General features: G+C 48.3%; 5 protein-coding genes. All 5 read left to right on the top strand.

What is annotated here, in order from left to right; genetic code table 11:
* Positions 1 to 6: 6 nt before the first annotated feature.
* Genes Q9R46_RS21780 through fabD form a run of 5 tightly spaced genes read left to right on the top strand, consistent with a single transcriptional unit; the run spans position 7 to position 20,646 of the window.
* Positions 7 to 2,544: a non-ribosomal peptide synthetase gene (locus Q9R46_RS21780; RefSeq protein ID WP_311281741.1), complete on the top strand. Its 2,538-nt coding sequence runs from the start codon at positions 7 to 9 to the stop codon at positions 2,542 to 2,544.
* Positions 2,541 to 11,507, top strand: a complete 8,967-nt coding sequence (locus Q9R46_RS21785) for a non-ribosomal peptide synthetase/type I polyketide synthase (protein WP_311281742.1) — start codon at positions 2,541 to 2,543, stop codon at positions 11,505 to 11,507. The genes Q9R46_RS21780 and Q9R46_RS21785 overlap by 4 nt, the downstream gene beginning before the upstream one ends.
* Positions 11,508 to 11,536: 29 nt before the next feature.
* Complete coding sequence (locus Q9R46_RS21790; RefSeq protein WP_123064861.1) at positions 11,537 to 12,049, top strand: sterol desaturase family protein; 513 nt, start codon at positions 11,537 to 11,539, stop codon at positions 12,047 to 12,049.
* A complete protein-coding gene (locus Q9R46_RS21795) occupies positions 12,049 to 19,377 on the top strand; it encodes a non-ribosomal peptide synthetase (protein ID WP_311281844.1) in 7,329 nt (2,442 codons plus the stop codon). The genes Q9R46_RS21790 and Q9R46_RS21795 overlap by 1 nt, the downstream gene beginning before the upstream one ends.
* An 18-nt stretch (positions 19,378 to 19,395) precedes the next feature.
* Positions 19,396 to 20,646: an ACP S-malonyltransferase gene (gene fabD / locus Q9R46_RS21800; protein ID WP_311281743.1), complete on the top strand. Its 1,251-nt coding sequence runs from the start codon at positions 19,396 to 19,398 to the stop codon at positions 20,644 to 20,646.
* Positions 20,647 to 20,664: the final 18 nt, after the last annotated feature.

Consider the following 20,664-nt stretch of genomic DNA (forward strand, 5'->3'; position numbering starts at 1 on the left):
TAGACCATGAATAATTCTGTCGAAAATAAGGAAAAGGAAAAGGGAAAACGCTTGCAGAGAGAGTTCCCGCGTGTACATTTCCCTTACGACAATCGAGAAGAGCCATCTCGCGTAGATGGCTCTTCTCGTAAGGTAATTGAGCTCGAGGTGCCTGAGGTCGTGTCATCCAAAGTAGCATTGATCAGCAACCATTCCGATACGCGCATGCATATTGTCATAATGGCAGGTGTTCTATCGGTCCTTCAACGATATGCCGGCGTTCCTGAAGTGGCCGTCGGTTCGCCCGTATACAAACAAGTTGGCGGAGATGAGCATGTCCCAGGCTTTTTCCCGATCTCATGCAGGATTGACGACAAGGTATGCTTCAGGGAGCTCGTTCTTTCCGTCAATCAAACCGTGAGGAAGGCGCTTGACCACCCGGAACTAACTTGGACACCCGAGAGCGGGCCAGCGCCTGACATTGGTGTTATTGTTCAAATGGATGGCATACATCGCAGTATCGGGCATTCGTCCGCATACTCGGATATGACCTTTACTGTCCAAAGGGAGGAAGGCAACTTATCGCTTAAGATCGATTTCGACGCAACGCGATACGAAGATTCAGGAGTATCTTCAATCGGACAGCATGTGGTTCAGCTACTTGCTAGCGCACTCTTCCAGTCCGACCTGCCGATCGACGAGATAGATATCTTGCTAGAAGACGAGCGTGCGAAAATATTGGAGGAGTACAATCGTACAGAGAAACCTTGGCCCCACTGGAAGACATTGCACGGCCTTGTACTCGAACAAGTGCAGTGTAATCCCGATCGCATTGCGTTAGTGAATGATGAGGAAACGCTGACCTACCGCGAACTAAACGACAGAGCCGATAAAGTTGCACGATTCTTGAGCCAGCAAGGCATTGCCAGTGAAACGGTCGTAGCGATTATGATCAAACGTTCGATCGAGATGATTGTCGGCATACTGGGCATTCTCAAAAGCGGCGGAGCTTATTTGCCTATTGGGCCCAATACGCCGGTGAACAGGGCAACCATGATGCTCGAGGAGTGCGCGGCTTCGCTAGTCCTTACGAATACTGCTACGTTGACAGGTTCGAAGTCTTTACAGAACCTGCGAACTAGCAATGTAGCAGAAGTGTACGAAGTGGATCGGATCGTGGAAAACATCGATAACAACCTGCATGCGGACGTCAAAGTGGCCTCCAGTGACCTTGCCTATATTATGTTCACATCCGGGTCTACCGGTAAGCCGAAGGGCGTCATGCTTGAGCATCGCAACGCCGTGAATACGATCGATTGGTTCGTTGCGATTACCGGGTTAAATGAGAATAGCCGTACCTTATTAACCTACAACTATACGAGCGACCCTAGCGTTGAAGATATTTTCGCCCCGCTATCAGTAGGAGCTACCTTATATATTACGGATGAATACTTAACGATTGATCACATTCGTTTTCGTGAATTCGTCCAACGACACGGGATTCACATCTTAAACTTCGTTCCGAGAATGATTCGAGAGCTCTTATCTGGTGCACCGAAGTTGGATAGTCTGGGGATCGTTCTGTCTGGCGGTGAGGAGTTGGAGGATTCCCTAAAAGACGAGTTGCTCCAGTTGGGATATACCGTATACAACAATTATGGACCGACTGAGGCAGCCATTGACTGTTTATCGGAACGTTGCGGGCGGCAAAAGGTAACCCTTGGCGGTCCTATTCAGAATATGAAGTGCTTTATCATGAATCCGGCCCATCGACTTGTACCGTTCGGAGGCATCGGCGAACTGGTTATCTCTGGAGTTGGTTTGGCAAGGGGCTATATCAATCAAAAGGAATTGACCGACAAGAAATTTATTGATAATCCGTTGCTTCCAGGCGACAGGATGTATCTAACGGGGGATATGGCAAGATGGTCGCGAACCGGCGCTATCGAATTTCTTGGAAGAAGCGATTCGCAAGTCAAAATCCGGGGGTATCGAGTCGAGCTGGGAGAGATCGAGGCTTCGCTGCTGTCGCATCCCTGTATTGTCGATGCAGTTGTACTTGCCAGACCGGATATGAGAGAAGATGACCTGGTTATATGCGCATATGTGGTTGTCAAACCTGGCTATCGAGAAACTGACGCTCGACAACATCTTACGGAACAGCTCCCTGCGTATATGGTGCCAGAGCACATTGTGGAAATGGACAGAATACCATTGAATACTGTGGGAAAAGTCGATAAGCTGTTGCTTCCTAAACTTGCCCCCGAACGAAATTCTGAAGCGGAAGTAGCGCAGGACGGCATGGACATGGAAGGAAGAGAAACACATCAACAGGGCAACGCAGAGCAGGTTTTGGCGGGGCTATGGAAGGAGCTGCTCCGAATCGATGCTGTCTCCCGCTCAAGCAACTTCTTTGACTTGGGTGGCACTTCGATGGATATGATTCGGTTGAATAGAATGATTCAAGAGCGAATGGGACTCCATATTCCAGTCGTCACCTTATTCAGATTTCCGACAATTGCCGCGCTTGCCCATCATATCGAAGAAAAGGAGGTTCACAAGTGAATTCATCCGAGACCAATCGGGCGGAGAAAGACCATGCGATTGCCGTAATTGGGATGGCCGGAAGATTCCCTGGCGCCGATAACATAGAGCAATTCTGGACCAATCTCGAAAACGGCGCGGAATCCATCACCTTTTTCTCCAAAGATGAGCTTGCTGAGCATGGCATCGAACCCGAGCTTTTAAATCAAGAAAATTATGTAAGAGCCACTGGGATCTTAGAAAATGCTGAATATTTCGATGCGGGTTTCTTCGGTTATTCCGCTAGAGATGCGGAGACAATGGATCCTCAGATCCGTTTGTTCATGGAGTGCGCTTGGGAAGCATTCGAAAATGCAGGGTATACGCCGGATGAATATGAGGGTCGCGTCGGGCTATACGCAGGAGCTTCATCCAATGTGCTCTGGGAGTACTTGTCAAACATGGCTGACACGGATGATAATGTTCGCTTCGAGGCAGGACAAATCAATGATAAAGATTACCTCAACTCGAACGTATCTTATAAATTGAACCTGAAGGGACCGAGTGTTTCCGTATTCACGGCCTGCTCCACCAGTCTTGTTGCCATCCACATTGCATGCAAGGATATTATTGAGGGACGCTGCGAAATGGCGCTAGCGGGAAGCTCATCTGTATCTCTTCCCCAAGAAAAAGGTTATTTGTATCAAGAAGGCGGTATCTCTTCGGCAGATGGGCATTGCAGAGCGTTCGACGAACAGGCGAGCGGCACATTACTCGGGAACGGTCTGGGGTGCGTAATCCTAAAAAAACTTTCCGACGCGGTCGCCGACCGCGATCATATTTATGCCGTTATTCGCGGGTCAGCGATGAATAATGACGGCGCAATGAAAGCGGGATTCTCTGCGCCAAGCGTTGATGGTCAAGTTGAGGTGATCAGAGCCGCGTATGAAGATGCCGGGGTATCGCCGGAATCGGTGAACTACGTCGAGACACACGGAACCGCTACCCGCCTGGGAGACCCAATTGAAGTGGAAGCGCTTCGTCTAGCTTTTGCTACGGATCAACGGAACTATTGCGGGATTGGATCGGTTAAGACCAATATCGGCCATTTGGACAGTGCCGCGGGCATTGCGAGTTTTGTGAAGACTTCTATGGCACTGAAGCATGGAAAAATTCCGCCCAGCCTGCACTACAGTAATCCGAATCCCTATCTTGATCTGGATAATAGTCCCTTCTATGTCGTGAGTGAGCTAACGGATTGGAATTCCGAAGGTCCTAGGCGTGCGGGGGTATCGTCACTCGGCATCGGAGGGACTAATGTTCATATCGTCATGGAAGAAGCGCCTTCGCTTCCGATCCGGCCTACTTCAGATAACGCCAAGCTCTTCGTCTTGTCTGCGAGAAGCGAAGTAGCGTTAGATCAGATGAAATCTAACTTTAAATCATATCTGGAGCACAACCCGGCAATCAACTTAGACGATGCGGCCTATACGCTTCAAACGGGTCGCAAAAAGTTTCCATATCGGATGTCATTTGTATGCGGTAGCCGTGAAGAAGCGTTGGATTGTTTAGAAGCTGACCCGTTGAAACGGACAAGAAGAATGCATTCTGAGGTTGAACAAGCCAAACTTGTGTTCATGTTCCCGGGACAAGGGGCGCAGTACATCAATATGGGTTTGGGACTGTATAAGAACGAAGCGGTGTTCAGAGATGAGCTCGATCAATGCTTCCAGATCCTCCGAAACATAACGGGTACCGATTATAAGGAGATACTGTATCCTGCGGGAAACAAGCAATTGGAAGATCAAGGATTGGACAATACATCATTGGCTCAGCCGCTCATCTTCAGCTTCGAATATGCATTGACCAAGCTGTTGATTCATTGGGGAATGGACCCGCATGCCATGATCGGATATAGTTTCGGCGAATACGTGGCCGCATGCATTGCGGGAGTATTCACGCTTGAAGATGCGCTGGGAATCACGGTGTTTCGCGGCAAGCTGATGCATGAGATGCCGGCAGGAGCCATGCTCAGTGTTCCACTGCCGGAGGATCAGGTTCTTGCGTCCTTGACTGAAGAAGTATCCTTGGCGGTCGTTAATGGACAGTCTTGCATCGTATCGGGAACGGTTGAAGCGATATCGGCTTACGAGTCAAAGATGAAAGCGATGAAATTGCTGTGCACACGGTTGCCAGTAACGCATGCAAGTCATTGCAGACTTACAGAAGGGATCGTTGACCGGTTTCATCAGTACATGCGAAGCGTGACGTTATCCAAACCGAGCGTTGCATATATCTCAAGCATCACAGGTGGTTGGATTAATCCCGATCAGGCTATGGATCCGAATTATTGGGTCAGTCACCTGCAGGATACCGTTCGGTTTGCAAAGGGCATTGAGACATTGGCGAAGATCCCCAATTGCCTCTTCGTCGAAGTAGGTCCTGGGCAAGATCTTAGCGCCCTCACTAGAAGGTTCGTTGCCGAACAGCATGCCCGGCAGATTGTACCGCTTGTTCGCCCTAAGGTGAATTCGGTTCCGGACATTCAATATATCTTGAATAATTTGGGCTGGCTTTGGATCAATGGAGCATCAATTCGGTGGGATAATTTATATAGTTCTCAGGAACGGTATAAGGTGCATTTACCCGCGTACCCGTTTGAAAGACAACGATACTCGAAGTTAATGGACCTATATAAGAAGGGGGCAATCGGCCACCAACCTGTACGCAGAGCAACCAAGGTTAACTTGACCGATTGGTTTTATACACCTTCCTGGAAATATGCGAAGCCCATAGCAGGACTGCGTCAAGCCGAAAAGATTCCTTGGTATGTGTTCTGCGACGGTTTTGGTCTAGGGGAGGCCATCGTGGAGTCGCTTCGTTCTCAAGGAATCGACGTCACCGCGATTTACCAAGGGTCGGCGTTTCAGGAGAAAAGCAACCAAACGATTGTGATGCAGCCTGAGATCGAAGAACATAATGCAAGGTTAGTGCGCATCATGGAATCAGCTAACTCCATAAATATCATTCATCTGTGGGGATTAACGGATGAAGCGGACTTTGAACAAATTCAAATCAGCGGGTTATACAGTCTCGTAAATTTGGCCAAAGCGCTTGGAGCATCCCGCATTCAGGGAGCAATCCGGATTCAGACGGTAGGCGACTCCGTATTTGAAATCGATGGAACCGAGACCATGGTGCCTGCCAAAGCAACCGTGACGGCCGTTAGTAAAGTCATTCCGCAGGAGAATGCGAACATCGCCTGCCAATATGTCGATATTGTGAAGCTGCAGGATGAGGAGATGATTCGAGAACTTGCAGGGGATCTGATCAACGAGTTCCAATTGAATCGCTTGGAGCCTACGGTAGCTTATCGCAACAGAAAGAGATTGGTCCAAGATTTCCAAGCTCATCAGTTGACGCCGTTGCCCTCCGAAGGCCAAGAACAATATAAAGATAAGTCCTTCTACATCTCAGGCGGGTTAGGCAATATCGGTTACACTGTCGCTGAACACCTAGCGGGAATAGGCGCAGCGCATCTCGTCCTTTCAGGGCGGACCGAAATTCCGGGCCGGGGAGACTGGGATAGCTGGCTATCCGCTCATGGTCCGGACGATCACATTAGTAGGAAGATTGACAAGTTGAAGCGACTGGAAGCATTGGGTGCGAATGCACACTATATCCAAGCGGATGTGGCCGATGCTACCCAACTAAAGGCGGAAATTGGGAAATTCGAGCGTCTGTATGGTCCGGTCCATGGCGTAATCTATTCGGCAGGCGTCACAGAAGGGGATTCCTTAGCATTAATTAGCTCGATTCAAAAGACTCACTTTGAAACGCAGTTTCACTCTAAAGTGAAGGGGTTGACGGTTCTTGAGGAAATTTTCAAGAACCAGAAGCTAGACTTCTGTATCATCTTCTCGTCCCTTGCTTCCATTCTAGGAGGGATCGGATTCAGCGCATACGCTGCTGCTAACGCTTACGTAGACCATTTTGTGTCCTGCCACAACCAAAAAATGCTCAACCGTTGGGTTAGCATCGACTGGGATGCTTGGCCCTCCGAGAAAGGGAAAGCATCCGGTATTCGGACAACCTTGGACCAGTATACGATGACCTATCAAGAGGGAATAGAGGCGATGTTCCGCATTATTGACCATGCGGTGACGGACCAGGTCGTCGTATCGACAGGTTCCCTTACGACAAGGATTGAACAGTGGGTGAGCCAAGCAGGCGAAGAAAATGCGGATCTCGAGGATTCGGCTGATCGCTCATATGATTCCCGACCCAACTTGTCCTCGGATTATGTTGGATCGCGCAACGCCTCGGAAGAAGAATTGGTTTCCGTTTGGGAGCAGTTTTTTGGTGTGCAACCGATTGGCATTCACGATGATTTCTTCGAGCTGGGCGGCGATTCTCTTAAAGGCATAAATCTCCTTGGGAAAATCCATAAGCGAATGGGAGTGCGCCTGCATATCGCCGAAGCATTCAAGCATCCAACGATCGAAGGCTTTGCCCGATTTATCATGAATGGGGAGAAAGACGACTTTATATGCTTGCCAACCGCGCCGGAGCGATCTTATTATCAGCTCTCGGCGGGACAAAAACAAATATATTACATGGACGTGATGGCGCCGAATGCGTTGCGGTACAATATGCCGGCCTGCGTCGAAATCGATGGAAGCGTAAGCAAAGAGCAAGTCGAAATCGCATTTTGTGCTCTAGTGGACCGGCACGAAATGCTGCGAGCTACCATTCAAACGGTTGACGGAACTCCGGTGCAAGTCATTCCCGATCGCCATGAATCTTTCGCTATCGAGTATAGCATGGTCAAGGGCGAGGAGTTGGAGGAAAAGAAGCGCCAATTTGTTCGCGAGTTTGATCTTGGAAGCGGTCCGCTCATCAGGGTGGCTTTGTGGAAAGTTCACGATCAACACCACATTTTAATGTTGGACACGCATCACATTGCATGTGACGGAGTATCCACAGGCATACTCATTGACGAATTTACCCGATTGTATCGAGGCGAATCCTTGGCGCCCGTTCGTACGCGATACCGCGATTACGTGGAATGGCAGCAGGAGCGAATCGCATCAGGCGTTTTAGCAGAACAGGAACGGTATTGGCTGAATCAATTTTCGGGCGAGATTCCTTCTCTTGACCTTGCTGCGGAGGGTAAGAGGAAACGCTCTATCTCGTACCTGGGAGATAAGGTGTACGCGAGAGTTGACAAAGCAAGCACGGCCGAAATTATGCGGTTGTGCAAGGAGCAGAATGTTACCCTATATATGTTGTTGAATGCGGTATTAGGAACGTTGCTGTACCGGTACACACAACAGGAAGATATGGTTATCGGCTCTGCGGTTGCGGGACGAACGCACGAGGACTTCCAGGAAGTGATCGGCATGTTCGTGAATACGATTGCGATGCGTCACCGTCCGGAGGGAGATTTGCCTTTTGCAAGTTATTTGCAGAATGTAAAGTCGACTGTCATGGAGGCATTTGAAAACCAGGAGTATCCATTTGACCGGCTTGTGGAGAAGTTGTCATTGCATAGGGAGAACGGCCGGAATCCGCTGTTTGATATCATGTTTATTCTGCAAAATATGAACATCGGAGCGATCGAATTAGACGATGTCGTTGTTAAACAAAGCGACCAAAACGTCCTGGCTTCCAAATTCGATCTCACCTTGTATGCCGTAGAGAAAGATAAGGAAGAGATTGAATTTATATTTGAATATAGAACAGATTTATATACGAATGAATATGTAGAACGTCTTGCTCGCCATTATGTCAATATCCTGCTCGATGTCATTCGCAGGCCAACCGTGGAACTCGGGCTAGTTCAAATGTTAGACGAATCCGAGTTAGAACACATTCGAACTTTATTAAGCGGGGATGACCGTAAGCTGGATGAATCGTCGGTACTGGAACAATTCGAGAAGCTCGCGACCGATTATCCGCATCAAGTCGCAGTCTTATGCGATGGTTGCGAATTCAGCTATTCGGAATTGAATGCGAGAGCTAATCGGGTTGCAGCCTTTATGCAACATTCGGCAATGGAGAGCAGTCCGTTCATAGCGATCATGGTAGAACCGTCAATTCATATGATTGCTGGCATTCTTGGGATACTCAAGCTAGGGAAAGCTTTTGTCCCAATCGATCCGAAATATCCGGCTGACCGCGTACGGCATATTCTTCGCGACAGCTGTGCAGGACTGATATTGACCCAGACCCATTTGATGGATGTTTGTGAAGAAGAGAATACGTTCGCCATTGATCTCGACGCATTAAATTGGGATTTGGAAGGCGAAATCGCTCTTCGGATCGAACGGAAAAATGATAATGCTGCTTATATGATCTACACATCTGGCTCGACCGGTGTTCCCAAAGGCGTTGTGGTAGGTCATCAAGCACTTTCGAATTTATGCGGATGGCACCAAGAACAATTTCGCATCGGGGGAGAAGATCGCGCTCTGAAGTACGCTGGATTAGGCTTTGATGCATCTGTATGGGAAATATTTCCCTATCTTTGTTCTGGCGCAAGTATCGTGATGTTACCAGAGCGGCTAAAGCTAGATATGCAAGGGCTGTCTGCATTTATCAACGACATGGGTGTGACGATTGCCTTCTTGCCTACGCCTATTGCCGAACGGTTTATGGAGATGGGGGGGCCGTCATCGCTTCTGACATTATTGACTGGTGGGGAACAGTTGCGTAAATTTACTCCTGTTGACTATACCGTCTATAATAACTATGGACCGACAGAAAACACTGTCGTAACAACTTGCTTTACAGTTGACCGTTGGCAAGAGAACATTCCAATCGGAAGGCCGATCTGCAATGTCGACATCCACATTCTCGATAATAACCTACAGCAGCTACCTATAGGCGTGCCCGGAGAGATTTGCATCTCAGGGAAAGGGTTGGCCAACGGTTATTGGAACAATCCGGATTTAACGAACGCGAAGTTCGTCATGCACCCGTTAAATCGTGATATTCGGTTGTATCGAACTGGCGACATGGGTCGATTGCTACCCGACGGACAAATCGAATACCTCGGTAGAATAGATTCGCAGGTGAAAGTAAACGGGGTAAGGATTGAATTAGGAGAAATCGCCGCGACCTTCATCCAACACAACGCAGTACGGGATTGCGTAGTGGACGCCGTCCGAAATCGGGACAACATGTTGGATTTGACTGCCTATATCGTATCGGAACAGCAGTTAACCTTGGATGAACTATTGCCGTTCTTGAAGATGCAACTTCCGGTGCATATGATTCCCTCACATATCGTGCAAGTGGCGGATATCCCAATTAACGCGAACGGCAAGGTAGATCAGAAGGCGCTTATGAGTGCCGAAGGAGTTAAGTTGGTCAGACAGCATGGGGAGATCATCCCTTGCTCCACCGACACTGAACACAAATTGCATGCTGTCTGGAAAGAAGTTTTAAATTACAACGATGAATTCGGCACGGAAAGCAACTTCTTTGATTTAGGCGGAAATTCCATGCGGGCGATAACGCTGGCCACAGCAGTGAAAGAAGCCTTTCAGGTGGAACTGCCGCTATCGAGAATATTCAATCAAGCAACGCTTCAGGAGATGGCAGAAGAGATCGAGCGCCTCCCGAAAGCAGAAGCTTGGAGCCGCATTTCTATCGCACCGAAAGCAGACCATTATCCATTGACTCCCTCCCAGAAGCGGATGTATTTGCTACAGCAGATGAATGAACAATCGATGGACTACAACATTCCATTTGTTCTTTCGCTGGAGGGGGAAATTGATATTGGACGTTTCCAACACGCATTTGAAGCGCTTTTTGCCAAGCACGAAGCCCTTCGAACAGAATTTACCGTTATCCATGATCAAATTGTTCAGAAGGTAAGGGATGAGGTTGACTGCCAAGTTCAGTATGAGGAAATCGAAGAACCGCATGACATGCAGGATGTACTGAAACGATTCCTGCGACCGTTCGACTTGACGAAGGCCCCGCTTTGCAGGGTGGTTTTAGTCAAAACCGGGGACCAAAAGCATTTGCTTATCATAGATATCCATCATATCGTTTCAGACGGCGAATCTGTAAAAATCTTGCTAAGAGATTTTACAGCTCTATACAAAGGCGAGGACGCTGGTACACGTAGTTCTTCCTATATGGATTATGCAACGTGGTTAGACTCCAATGAACAGCGTGCTCTGTTGAGCCGTCAAGCCGATTTTTGGTTGACTGCTTTGGACCAAGTACCGTACCTACAGATTCCAACGGACTTTCCTAGAGAGAAGAAGCTGGTTTCGGGAAGCGAGCTGTGCAAGGCAACGCTGAACGAGGAGTATACTTCAAAGCTAATGAGGTTATCGAGAAAGCACCAGGTTACGCCGTTTATGATTATGTGGAACGCATTCCATATTCTGCTGGCTAAGTATTCCGGTCAAAATGATTTTGCGATCGGAACGCCGGTAGCTGGACGGAGACATACGGATATTCTAAATTGCGTTGGACTATTCGTGAACTCGCTGGCTCTAAGGCATCATTTGGACGAATCGGACACGTTCTTATCCGGACTCCTGAAGGCGAAGCATTCGATTATTAGTGCGTTTGACCATCAAGATTATCCATTCGATGAGATCGTACGAAAATTAGGGGATTCCGGCGCTAATAGATTGATGCCTGTGTTTAATACCATGTTCTTCCACCAGTCGCTTGCGGATCAGTCCCTGGAGCTACCGGATTTGACCGTTCGTTCCGAGGACTTCCATAACGGAGCGTTGAAAGCCGAAATTTTGTTGACGGCAATCGAACAGCACCAAGATATAACGTTCCAGCTAGAATACGCTGTAGACTTGTTCCGGAAAGATACAGCTTCGCGGATGCTGGACCGCTATATCGAAATACTGAAACAAGCGCTGGATAATGAGAACATTGGCATTGGCGAAATGACGCTGTCAAGTGACCGATCGGTTGCCAAAAGCGTATTATTGCCGGAGCTTCTCGATGATTTCGTATTCTGAAGCAACCAGTAAGAGACTGGAGGATGTCAATGATATTCGTGATCGGAAAAGTGATTGCATACTTCTTCATTTGGACGCTGTATTCGTACGGCGTCCATCGGCTGGCGCATATTCCCCATAAGAAAAACATTTTATACAAAATCCATATCGTGCATCACCGTGTCAAGTACGGGGAATCAAATTGGCCTGAGCCTTCGAACTATTTTTTTTGGTTTGGGGGCTTGAAGGCTTCGCTGGATGTTTGGATAACGCTGACAGCACCCCTAATTGTACTTACCTTCATCGATCCGATTCCAGGAGGGATACTGCTGGCGTTTCATTATGCTTATGAAGTGTTCTTAGCTGGTAAGGTTGTTGATCACAACCCGAGAATCAGGGGCATCATCACCCGATGGCTATCAATAGGCACATACCATTTGAAACATCATGATTTGTACAAGTGCAACTATTCTTTTTTTATTACCTTGTGGGACCATATATTTCAAACAAGCGATAAGAAGTTTCTGGCGGTAAGAGGGATAAAGGGGAGAAGAGAATCTTGATGAGAGAGATGCTGACCGAAAAAACGGTAATTGCCAAGCAACTTGTTGCTGAAGAAGCTTACTGGCTGGGCAAACTGTCAGGCGTCGAAGACCATACCCACATTCCGTATGAATCGACCGATACGGCTGTGTCTGGGGAACGTAAACAAGCGAATATCATTATCCCTACGGAAATATTTGATAAAGTGAATGCCATCTGCGGGGGAGTTGAGGAACGCATCCACGTGTTATTGGTAAGCGTTCTCTTCGCGTTGTTGTATAAATGCACGGGTCGCCGGGATCTTATTATTGGCTCCCCGATGCACCATATGGGCAAGCTCGAGGGCGGTTGGCTTAACGCTGTCCTCCCATTAAGAGAAAGCGTAGATGGCGAACTCAGTTTTAAGCAATTGCTCTCGAAAGTTAAGGTTACCGCTCATGAAGCATTTCAACATCAGAATTATCCAACGGACGTATTGTGGGATAAGCTCAACCTTGATCAATCGGGGGATGGTTTTCCTCTGTCGGATTGCATGTTCATGCTCGAGAATATTAGCCCTGCAGGATGGGAAGATCAAATTGCTTGCGGAACGCTCTTTGCTTTCCGCTATTCGTCTACGGATTTGCAGGGTCGATTGGAGTATGACAGCTCTTTATATACGGAGGCTGCGGCAACGAGGATTGCTGGATATTACGTCCACATGCTAAGAGCCGTGGTGGCGCAGTCTGACGAGCAGTTGCGGAGTATTCGGCTCATTACGGAGGAAGAGCTTCACAAGTTGCTGTATGAGCACAATGCAACCAGCTTGGACTTGCCAATAAACAAGACAGTCGTGGATTTAATTGATAAACAGGCTGAGCTGTATCCAGAACAAATCGCAATCGTATATCAAGATGAGTCGGTCACCTATTCGGAGCTTATGGCGAGAGTGAAGCAGACGTCCTTCATCTTGCGCAGCCATGGTGTAGGCCCCAACTGCATCGTTGGGCTCATGCACTCCCGTAGCATTAATCTAGTGGTTGGCATGCTTGCGATATTGAAGGCAGGCGGGGCATACTTGCCAATTGACCCCAACTTTCCTGAAGATCGCATAGCTCATATGATTACGGACAGTCAAACAAAGTGGGTAGTCACGGAGCGCGATTTGGTGGTAAGGCTTGAATGCTATGCGTTGCACGTTATCGAAGTCATAGAGGGGACGGCCGATCCGGGATTTATGGCAGAGGCAGCTGCAACCCCGATTCACGGGGAGCATCTGGCCTACTTGATGTATACTTCAGGCTCAACAGGAAAACCGAAAGGCGTCATGGTTACCCATGGTAATGTCCTCAACTTTGTAACCGGAATGGATGCTGTGATCCGGCCTTCGATGAACGAGGCATTTCTCGCTTTAACGACGGTATCATTCGATATATCTGTACTTGAATTATTGTGGACGTTATCGAAAGGGATACAGGTTGTCCTTAAGCCCGAAGACCATGTAATGAATCATTCGTACGATGCGTTTTTACGCGTCGGGCAGATGGATGAAGTATCTTTCAGCCTATTGTTTTTCTCGAATTATGGCGCAGAGGACGAGCGGGAAAAGTATCGGCTATTCTTGGAAACAACGCAATTCGCCGATCAGAACGGCTTTGAAGCAGTGTGGGTCCCGGAGAGGCACTTTCACGAATTTGGAGGCCTGTTCCCTAATCCGTCTGTTCTGTCAGCTGCTGTAGCTGTAAAGACGAATAAGCTACGCATCCGTTCGGGTAGTGTTGTAGCTCCGCTTCATCATCCTGCCCGCGTTGCGGAGGAGTGGGCCGTCGTCGATAATCTTTCCGGCGGCCGCGTCGAGCTGGCATTCGCTTCCGGCTGGCATTCAGATGACTTTGTATTTTACCCCGAGAGGTACGATAACCGGGTCGATGAGATGTTCGCGCAAGTCGATGTGATCCAGAAGCTTTGGCGGGGAGAGGAGCATCAGTTTCTGAACGGGTCCGGCAAACCAGTCAGTATCAAGACATATCCTAGACCGCTGCAAGCCGAACTTCCGATGTGGATTACGACTGCGGGAAGCCGCGATACCTTTATTCGGGCTGGCCGAATCGGCGCGAATATTCTTACGCATTTGTTGGGTCAGGAAGTTGAAGATCTGGAAGAGAATATTAAAGTTTACCGAACGACGCTTGAAGAGTACGGCTATGATTCCAGTCAATCCAAGGTTGCAATTATGCTACACACGTTTATCGGGGACGACGAGCACGCTGTGAAAGCAAAGATCAAGTCACCATTCTGCGAATATATCCGTTCCAGCATTGGATTAATGAAGAATTTGGCACAAAGTCTTGACATTCCAGATGTTGAGAGTTGGCTTGGATCCAAAGTGAGGACAGACGAGCTTGTCGAGCTGGCGTTCGAGAAATATTGGTCCAGGGCAGCGCTATTCGGCACCCCGGAAACCTGTTCCTCCTTAGTCTCGAAACTCAGTCGAATGGGCGTCAACGAGATCGCTTGTTTAGTCGATTTTGGATTGTCCGAAGCAGATATCAGGGAAGGGCTAGAGCACTTGAACCAGGTGAAAGGCAAGTTTGACGGAACAATTGAGGCACGTCAGTCAGAACGGCAGCTCCGACCGGTCACCCAAATGCAATGTACGCCCTCCAGATTAAAGATCATGCTACAGGATAAGGAGTCACACAAGTTCCTTCGTTCGTTGAAGACGATTTTAATTGGCGGCGAGAAGCTGGATGAAAGGCTCATTCGCGAGTTGCGCGAGGTCACCGATGCAAGAATTATAAATATGTACGGACCGACTGAAACGACGGTTTGGTCTTCGGCATATGAGATTCAAGCTGATCAGCAGGTATCTATAGGCAGACCTATTGCTAATACGCAAATCTTTGTACTAGATGACGACCTTAGTCCGTTGCCGTTCAATACCGTCGGCGAAATATGCATAGCTGGTCTGGGAGTTACCGATGGATACTGGAATAATTCAGCTCTTACGGCAGAACGCTTTATTCCTAATCCATTCTCTAAAATAGCGTCTGACCGAATATACCGTACGGGAGATCTGGGTATCATGCATCGGGACGGAATTATGGAAATAGTCGGAAGGAAGGATAGCCAGCTTAAGATACGAGGGTACCGGATTGAGCCTGGCGAGATTGAAGCTGTACTGCTTCGTCACTCATATTTGGAAGAAGCAGTCGTTGCCGGGCGGGAAGGATCGGAAGGGAATATGATGCTTGCCGCGTACGTCGTTGCCTCTGGCGAGGTTACAAATGCCGAGCTTATTCGTCATCTTCGCCAAGAACTTCCGCTCTACATGATACCGAGCGAATTCTTCATTTTGGATCGGTTGCCTTTGACGCCTAATGGCAAGGTTGACCGAAAGAAACTATCAAAGATGGCTCCCGCATACACGGGAGATGCCAGCCTTCCATCAGGTGCTCTAGAGAATCGGCTGCATGGCATCTGGAAGGAGCTACTGGAGCGCGAAGGCTTCGGGGTCAACAGCAATTTCTTTGAGCTTGGAGGTCATTCTTTAAGCGCTATGATGATGGCCTTCCGCATTCATCGGGAATTTCTTGTACAGATCCCTTTGAGGGAAATATTTGATAGACAAACGATTAGTGGTATCGCTGACTATATACGAACGGCGGAGCAGGAGACATATACGCCTATTCCTCGAGTTAAGGAGCGAACTTATTACCCGACAACGGCTTCGCAGAGAAGATTGTACATTCTTTCGGAGATACAAGGGGATTCGATCAGTTATAATATGCCAATGATTTATCGATTGGAAGGACCCTTGGATACAGAAAAATTATGCAGATGTCTGGGTAGCATTGTAGAAAGACATGAGATCCTCAGGACACGGTTCCAACTAGTCGACGGAGAACCGGTACAGCGAATGGTAGAACTAATGACGCTGGACATACCTTGCGAAACTTGCGAAGAGCATGAACTGGAGAGCAAGCTGAAAGAATTCGTTCGACCGTTTCGTTTAAAAGAAGACCTGTTAATTCGCAGTAAATTGCTACGTGTCGATAAGGAGACACATTATCTGCTCTTGGATATGCACCATATTATATCAGACGGTCCTTGGACGACAGGCATCATGATTCGCGAGCTTACGGCTTTATACAACGGGGACGAGCTTGAACCACGACCGTTGCAGTACAAGGACTACGCGATTTGGCATCATGAGCTACTGCGGTCCGATATCATGAAGCACCAAGAACAATACTGGTTGTCTGTCTTCAACGGAGAATTACCTTTGCTCAATCTGCCCACAGATTATCCAAGGCCACCGATTCAACGATATGAAGGGAAGCGTTTCGTTCACAAAATAAATAAAAAATTGACGGGCGAACTGGAGAGGCTGGCTGGTAAGCATTCCACGACGCTATTTTCACTATTGCTGGCGGTCTATTACACATTGCTGTCCAAGTATACTTCACAAGAAGACATCGTGATTGGCACGCCAACGGCGGGAAGAAATCATATGGATTTGGAAGATATGATGGGGCTATTCATTAATACGCTCGCGATCAGGAGTTATCCTTCCGGACAGAAAACATTCCGTTCTTTCTTGGTAGAGGTCGCAGAACGAGTGCTTACTGCTTTCGAGCATCAGGATTATCCATTCGAGGATTTGGTCACGAAGTTGAATGTGCAACGCGACTTGAGTAGAAACCCGCTCTTTGACACGCTATTTGTGCTCCAGAATACGAAACACGAAGTCAATGAGATGGCAGGGCTGAAGTTTGAGGCGTTCGCTTACATGCCCGACATTTCCAAATTCGATTTGACTTTGCAGGCGGAAGAAATGGAAGGAGAAATCATACTTCATTTTGAGTACTCGTCAGCGTTGTTCGCAGAACGAACGATTGAGCGGATGTCGGAGCATTTCGTGCAAATTGCTATGCAGGTAGCAAATGATCCTGAGGTGCCGATATCGTCCATTGATATCATGACGGAAAAGGAACGCGTACAAATAACGCAGCATTTTAACGATACGCGACGGGAGTACGATCGGGAAGCTACTGTTCATGCTCTGTTCGAGACCCAAGCGGAGCGGTATCCGGATCGGATGGCGGTCAGATGCGGAACGGATTGCATCACATACAGGGATTTGAACGAAAAGTCGAGTCGCTTGGGGGACTACATGCGAGCCAAAGGAATCGGCAAAGGGAACTTCGTGGGAATTATGCTCGAGAGGTCAGCGGATTTGCTGGTGGCGATCCTTGCAACGTTGAAAGCCGGAGCCGCTTATGTGCCGTTAGATCCCACTTACCCATCCGAGAGGCTGAATTATATGCTTGAGGACAGCAACAGCCGGCTGTTGCTGACACAGGAGGAACTCGCAGGCAGAGTAAGATTCGAAGGAGAGATGATTATTCTTGGGCGAGATGCAGGGATGGTACCTGTGGAGAATGACCTATCGGCTCCTAGAACGGCAAGCGAAGGCAACGATTTAATGTATGTGATTTACACATCTGGTTCTACGGGCAATCCGAAAGGGGTAATGATTGAGCATCGTAACGTCGTTAATTTCATAGTTGGAATAACGGATACCATTCCGTTCGTTCCTGACTCCTCGGTGCTTTCTCTAACAACCCTATCATTCGATATTTTCGTGTTGGAAACGTTGTTGCCGCTCACGATGGGCATGCAAGTCGTTCTCGCAAGCGATCAGCAGAGTAAAGATCCGGACAGCTTGGCCAAGCTGCTTGATGAGGTGCCGATTGAAACTATCCAACTGACGCCATCCCGCTTGCAGTATTTCCTTGGAAGCGTCAAAGTCAGCAGTCATCTAAAGACCGTGAAGAATATCCTCATCGGAGGAGAGATGCTTCCGCATTCCTTGTTGCACCGGCTCCGTGAAACGACACAAGCACGGATCTACAACATGTACGGGCCGACCGAAACGACTGTATGGTCATTACTCGATCGGCTGGATACGAGTAGCGAAATTACAATAGGCAAGCCCATTGCCAATACGAGAGTTTATGTTGTGGACGCGGAATGCCGATTGCTCGGCATTGGAATCCCGGGCGAGCTGTGTATTGCTGGTGATGGGGTCTCAAGGGGGTATTGGAACAATGCTGAACTGACCCGCACGAAGTTTATTCGTTCGCCGTTTGCAGATAATGAGCTCCTGTACAGGACAGGCGACTCCGTCAAATGGTTGCCGGATGGCAGGCTTCAATTCTTGGGAAGATTGGATAGCCAGGTCAAGATCAGAGGATACCGGATTGAAGTAGGTGAAATTGAAAGTATTCTCAATCAGTTTGAGGATGTGCGTGAAGCCGTTGTAGTCCCATGCCAGTCCAATGCGGGATTGCAATACCTGGCGGCGTATTACACCGCTAATCAATCGATTGATACAGCTCATATTAGAAGGCATGCAGCAAACAAACTTCCAGACTATATGATTCCTGCTGTATTTGTAGAACTGGATACCCTGCCGCATACGCCAAACGGAAAAATAGATCGGAAGGCGCTTCAGGCCAAGCAACCTCAGCTTGAACAAGAGAAGCAATCGGTATCGCCTGCGACAGAGGTCGAGAAAGCATTGATAGAGATATGGAATGCTCTAGTCGGTATAGGATCAATCGGGTTGCATGATAGCTTCTTAGAATCCGGTGGGAATTCGCTCATACTCGTCCTGTTGGCTGAACAGATCGAACAGCTGTATCCGGGCGTTATCACTGTGGCAGACTTGTTTGGTTTTCCGACGATCGGACAGCTGGCCGGACAGATCGAGTCAACACTGAAGGCAAATTCCGTATCCGGGAAAGAAGTGCAAGGCGTGAAACTTCCGGAGCTTTATTTCCTTGCCGAAGCCGGTACAGTTAGGCAGGAAATCATGCAATTCGTGCTCACCGCGGATGAAACTTCGGCGATCACGCGCATTTCGAATCGGTACGGCGTACAGCACTTCGATGTCATTGCTGCCATCTATGCGTACCTGCTGGCAGATGTGATAAATCAGGACGAGGTTTCAATCAACATACAGACAGGAGTTTCGGTTAACTCCTTTGTGGTTCAGTTATTGGATGCGGAACACTTCTCCGATGTCATAGCCTCTGCCGCAAAAGGGCGTCTTCACTCAGAGAAGGTTGCCGATCCGCCAATCATCAAGCCGGATGGGTACGCTTACTTTGTATTAGTTCAACATGCTACCAGAGCCGTACCCGGCCGCTATGATATAGCGTTTAGAACTTGGCTTGCTGGCGGAGTCATTCAAGTATCTTGCGAGAACATGACCTCGCGTGTGAGCATGCAAGCTGTCAACAGATTATTTCAAGCTTTCCGACAGCTTCTTTCGAACATAGAGGAAATGATTAAATCATAAAGACAAGGACTGATATAGTTGATAAAAATTGCATTGTTATTCCCCGGTCAAGGTTCGCAGTATGTAGGTATGTGTAAATCGCTCATTGCCGATCATGCCATCGTGAAGTCGACATTTGATGAGGCCAGCGAGGCGTTAGGCATCAATTTGACCCAAATCTGCTTAGAAGATCCCCACTCCGAATTGTCAAGGACGGAGATCACGCAACCAGCGTTGCTTACTGCCGGTGTAGCGATGTTTCGACAGTATATGCAGGAGATCGGCATACTGCCTGCATATTTCGCAGGCCATAGCTTAGGAGAAATTACCGCATTGACCTGTACGGGAGCCATCGCCTTCGAGGATGCAGTGCGAATCGTACGAGCAAGAGGCAGATTCATGCAAGAGGCGGTCGGTATCGGTCAAGGCGCGATGGCTGCCGTAAGCGAAGTCGATGTTCATGACGTGGAGGCGGCTTGTTCAAATGCGGGGAATGTCGCGGTTTCTAACTATAACTCGCCTCGGCAGGTTGTCATTTCCGGACTGGCCGAGGACGTTGAACGTGTATCAGAGCAATTAGCTACGAAAGGTGCAGTGGTTAGGGCACTAAATGTAAGCGCACCGTTCCATAGTCCATTAATGGCGCCTGCTGCCGCCCAATTCAGAGAAGAACTTCAACAATATAAGTTCAGAAATCCGATATGGGCAATGGTATCGAACGTCGATGCGAACGTATACAGAGATTCCACGAAAATCATAACGAATCTGACAAATCAAATGACCATGCCGGTTCGCTGGTACGAAACGGTCAGCTATCTAAGTGAAGTTGGGGTTACTCACGCATTGGAGCTTGGACCGAAATCCGTGCTGAAAAATCTCATGCGGGATTGCGATACGTCGATAAAAACCTATTCGTATGACCACGAGAATGACCGTAAGGAGTTTGCGGTTCAGGTTGCCTCAGAGCTGAAGCGGGTACCGACCGTCGTGACCCGCTGTTTGGGTATCGCGGTGGCGACTCGCAACCAAAATTGGGATAACGAAGAGTATAAGCAGGGGGTAGTTATTCCGTATCGTCGTATCCAGGAAATGCAAGACGAATTGGACAAGTCGAATTCGAAACCAAGCTTGGAACAGATGAAAGAAGCGATTCTTATGTTAAAGAGTGTGTTTGCTACAAAGAGGGTACCTCAAGAAGAGCAGGAAGAGCGTTTTCACCAGCTACTTACCGAGACAGGCACCGGGCATTTGTTAGCGGAATTCATATCGATGCAAGGTGTACATTCTTGAACCGAGTAGAGGGTGGTG

Source organism: Paenibacillus sp. RRE4 (genome assembly GCF_031844205.1).
Taxonomy (GTDB): Bacteria; Bacillota; Bacilli; order Paenibacillales; family Paenibacillaceae; genus Paenibacillus; species Paenibacillus xylanexedens_B.

What these genes read in the sequence shown, in the direction of transcription:
- Q9R46_RS21780 (WP_311281741.1), top strand. Translation starts at nt 7, where the DNA reads ATGAATAATTCTGTCGAAAATAAGGAAAAGGAAAAGGGAAAACGCTTG.
- Q9R46_RS21790 (WP_123064861.1), top strand. Translation starts at nt 11,537, where the DNA reads ATGATATTCGTGATCGGAAAAGTGATTGCATACTTCTTCATTTGGACG.
- Q9R46_RS21795 (WP_311281844.1), top strand. Translation starts at nt 12,049, where the DNA reads ATGAGAGAGATGCTGACCGAAAAAACGGTAATTGCCAAGCAACTTGTT.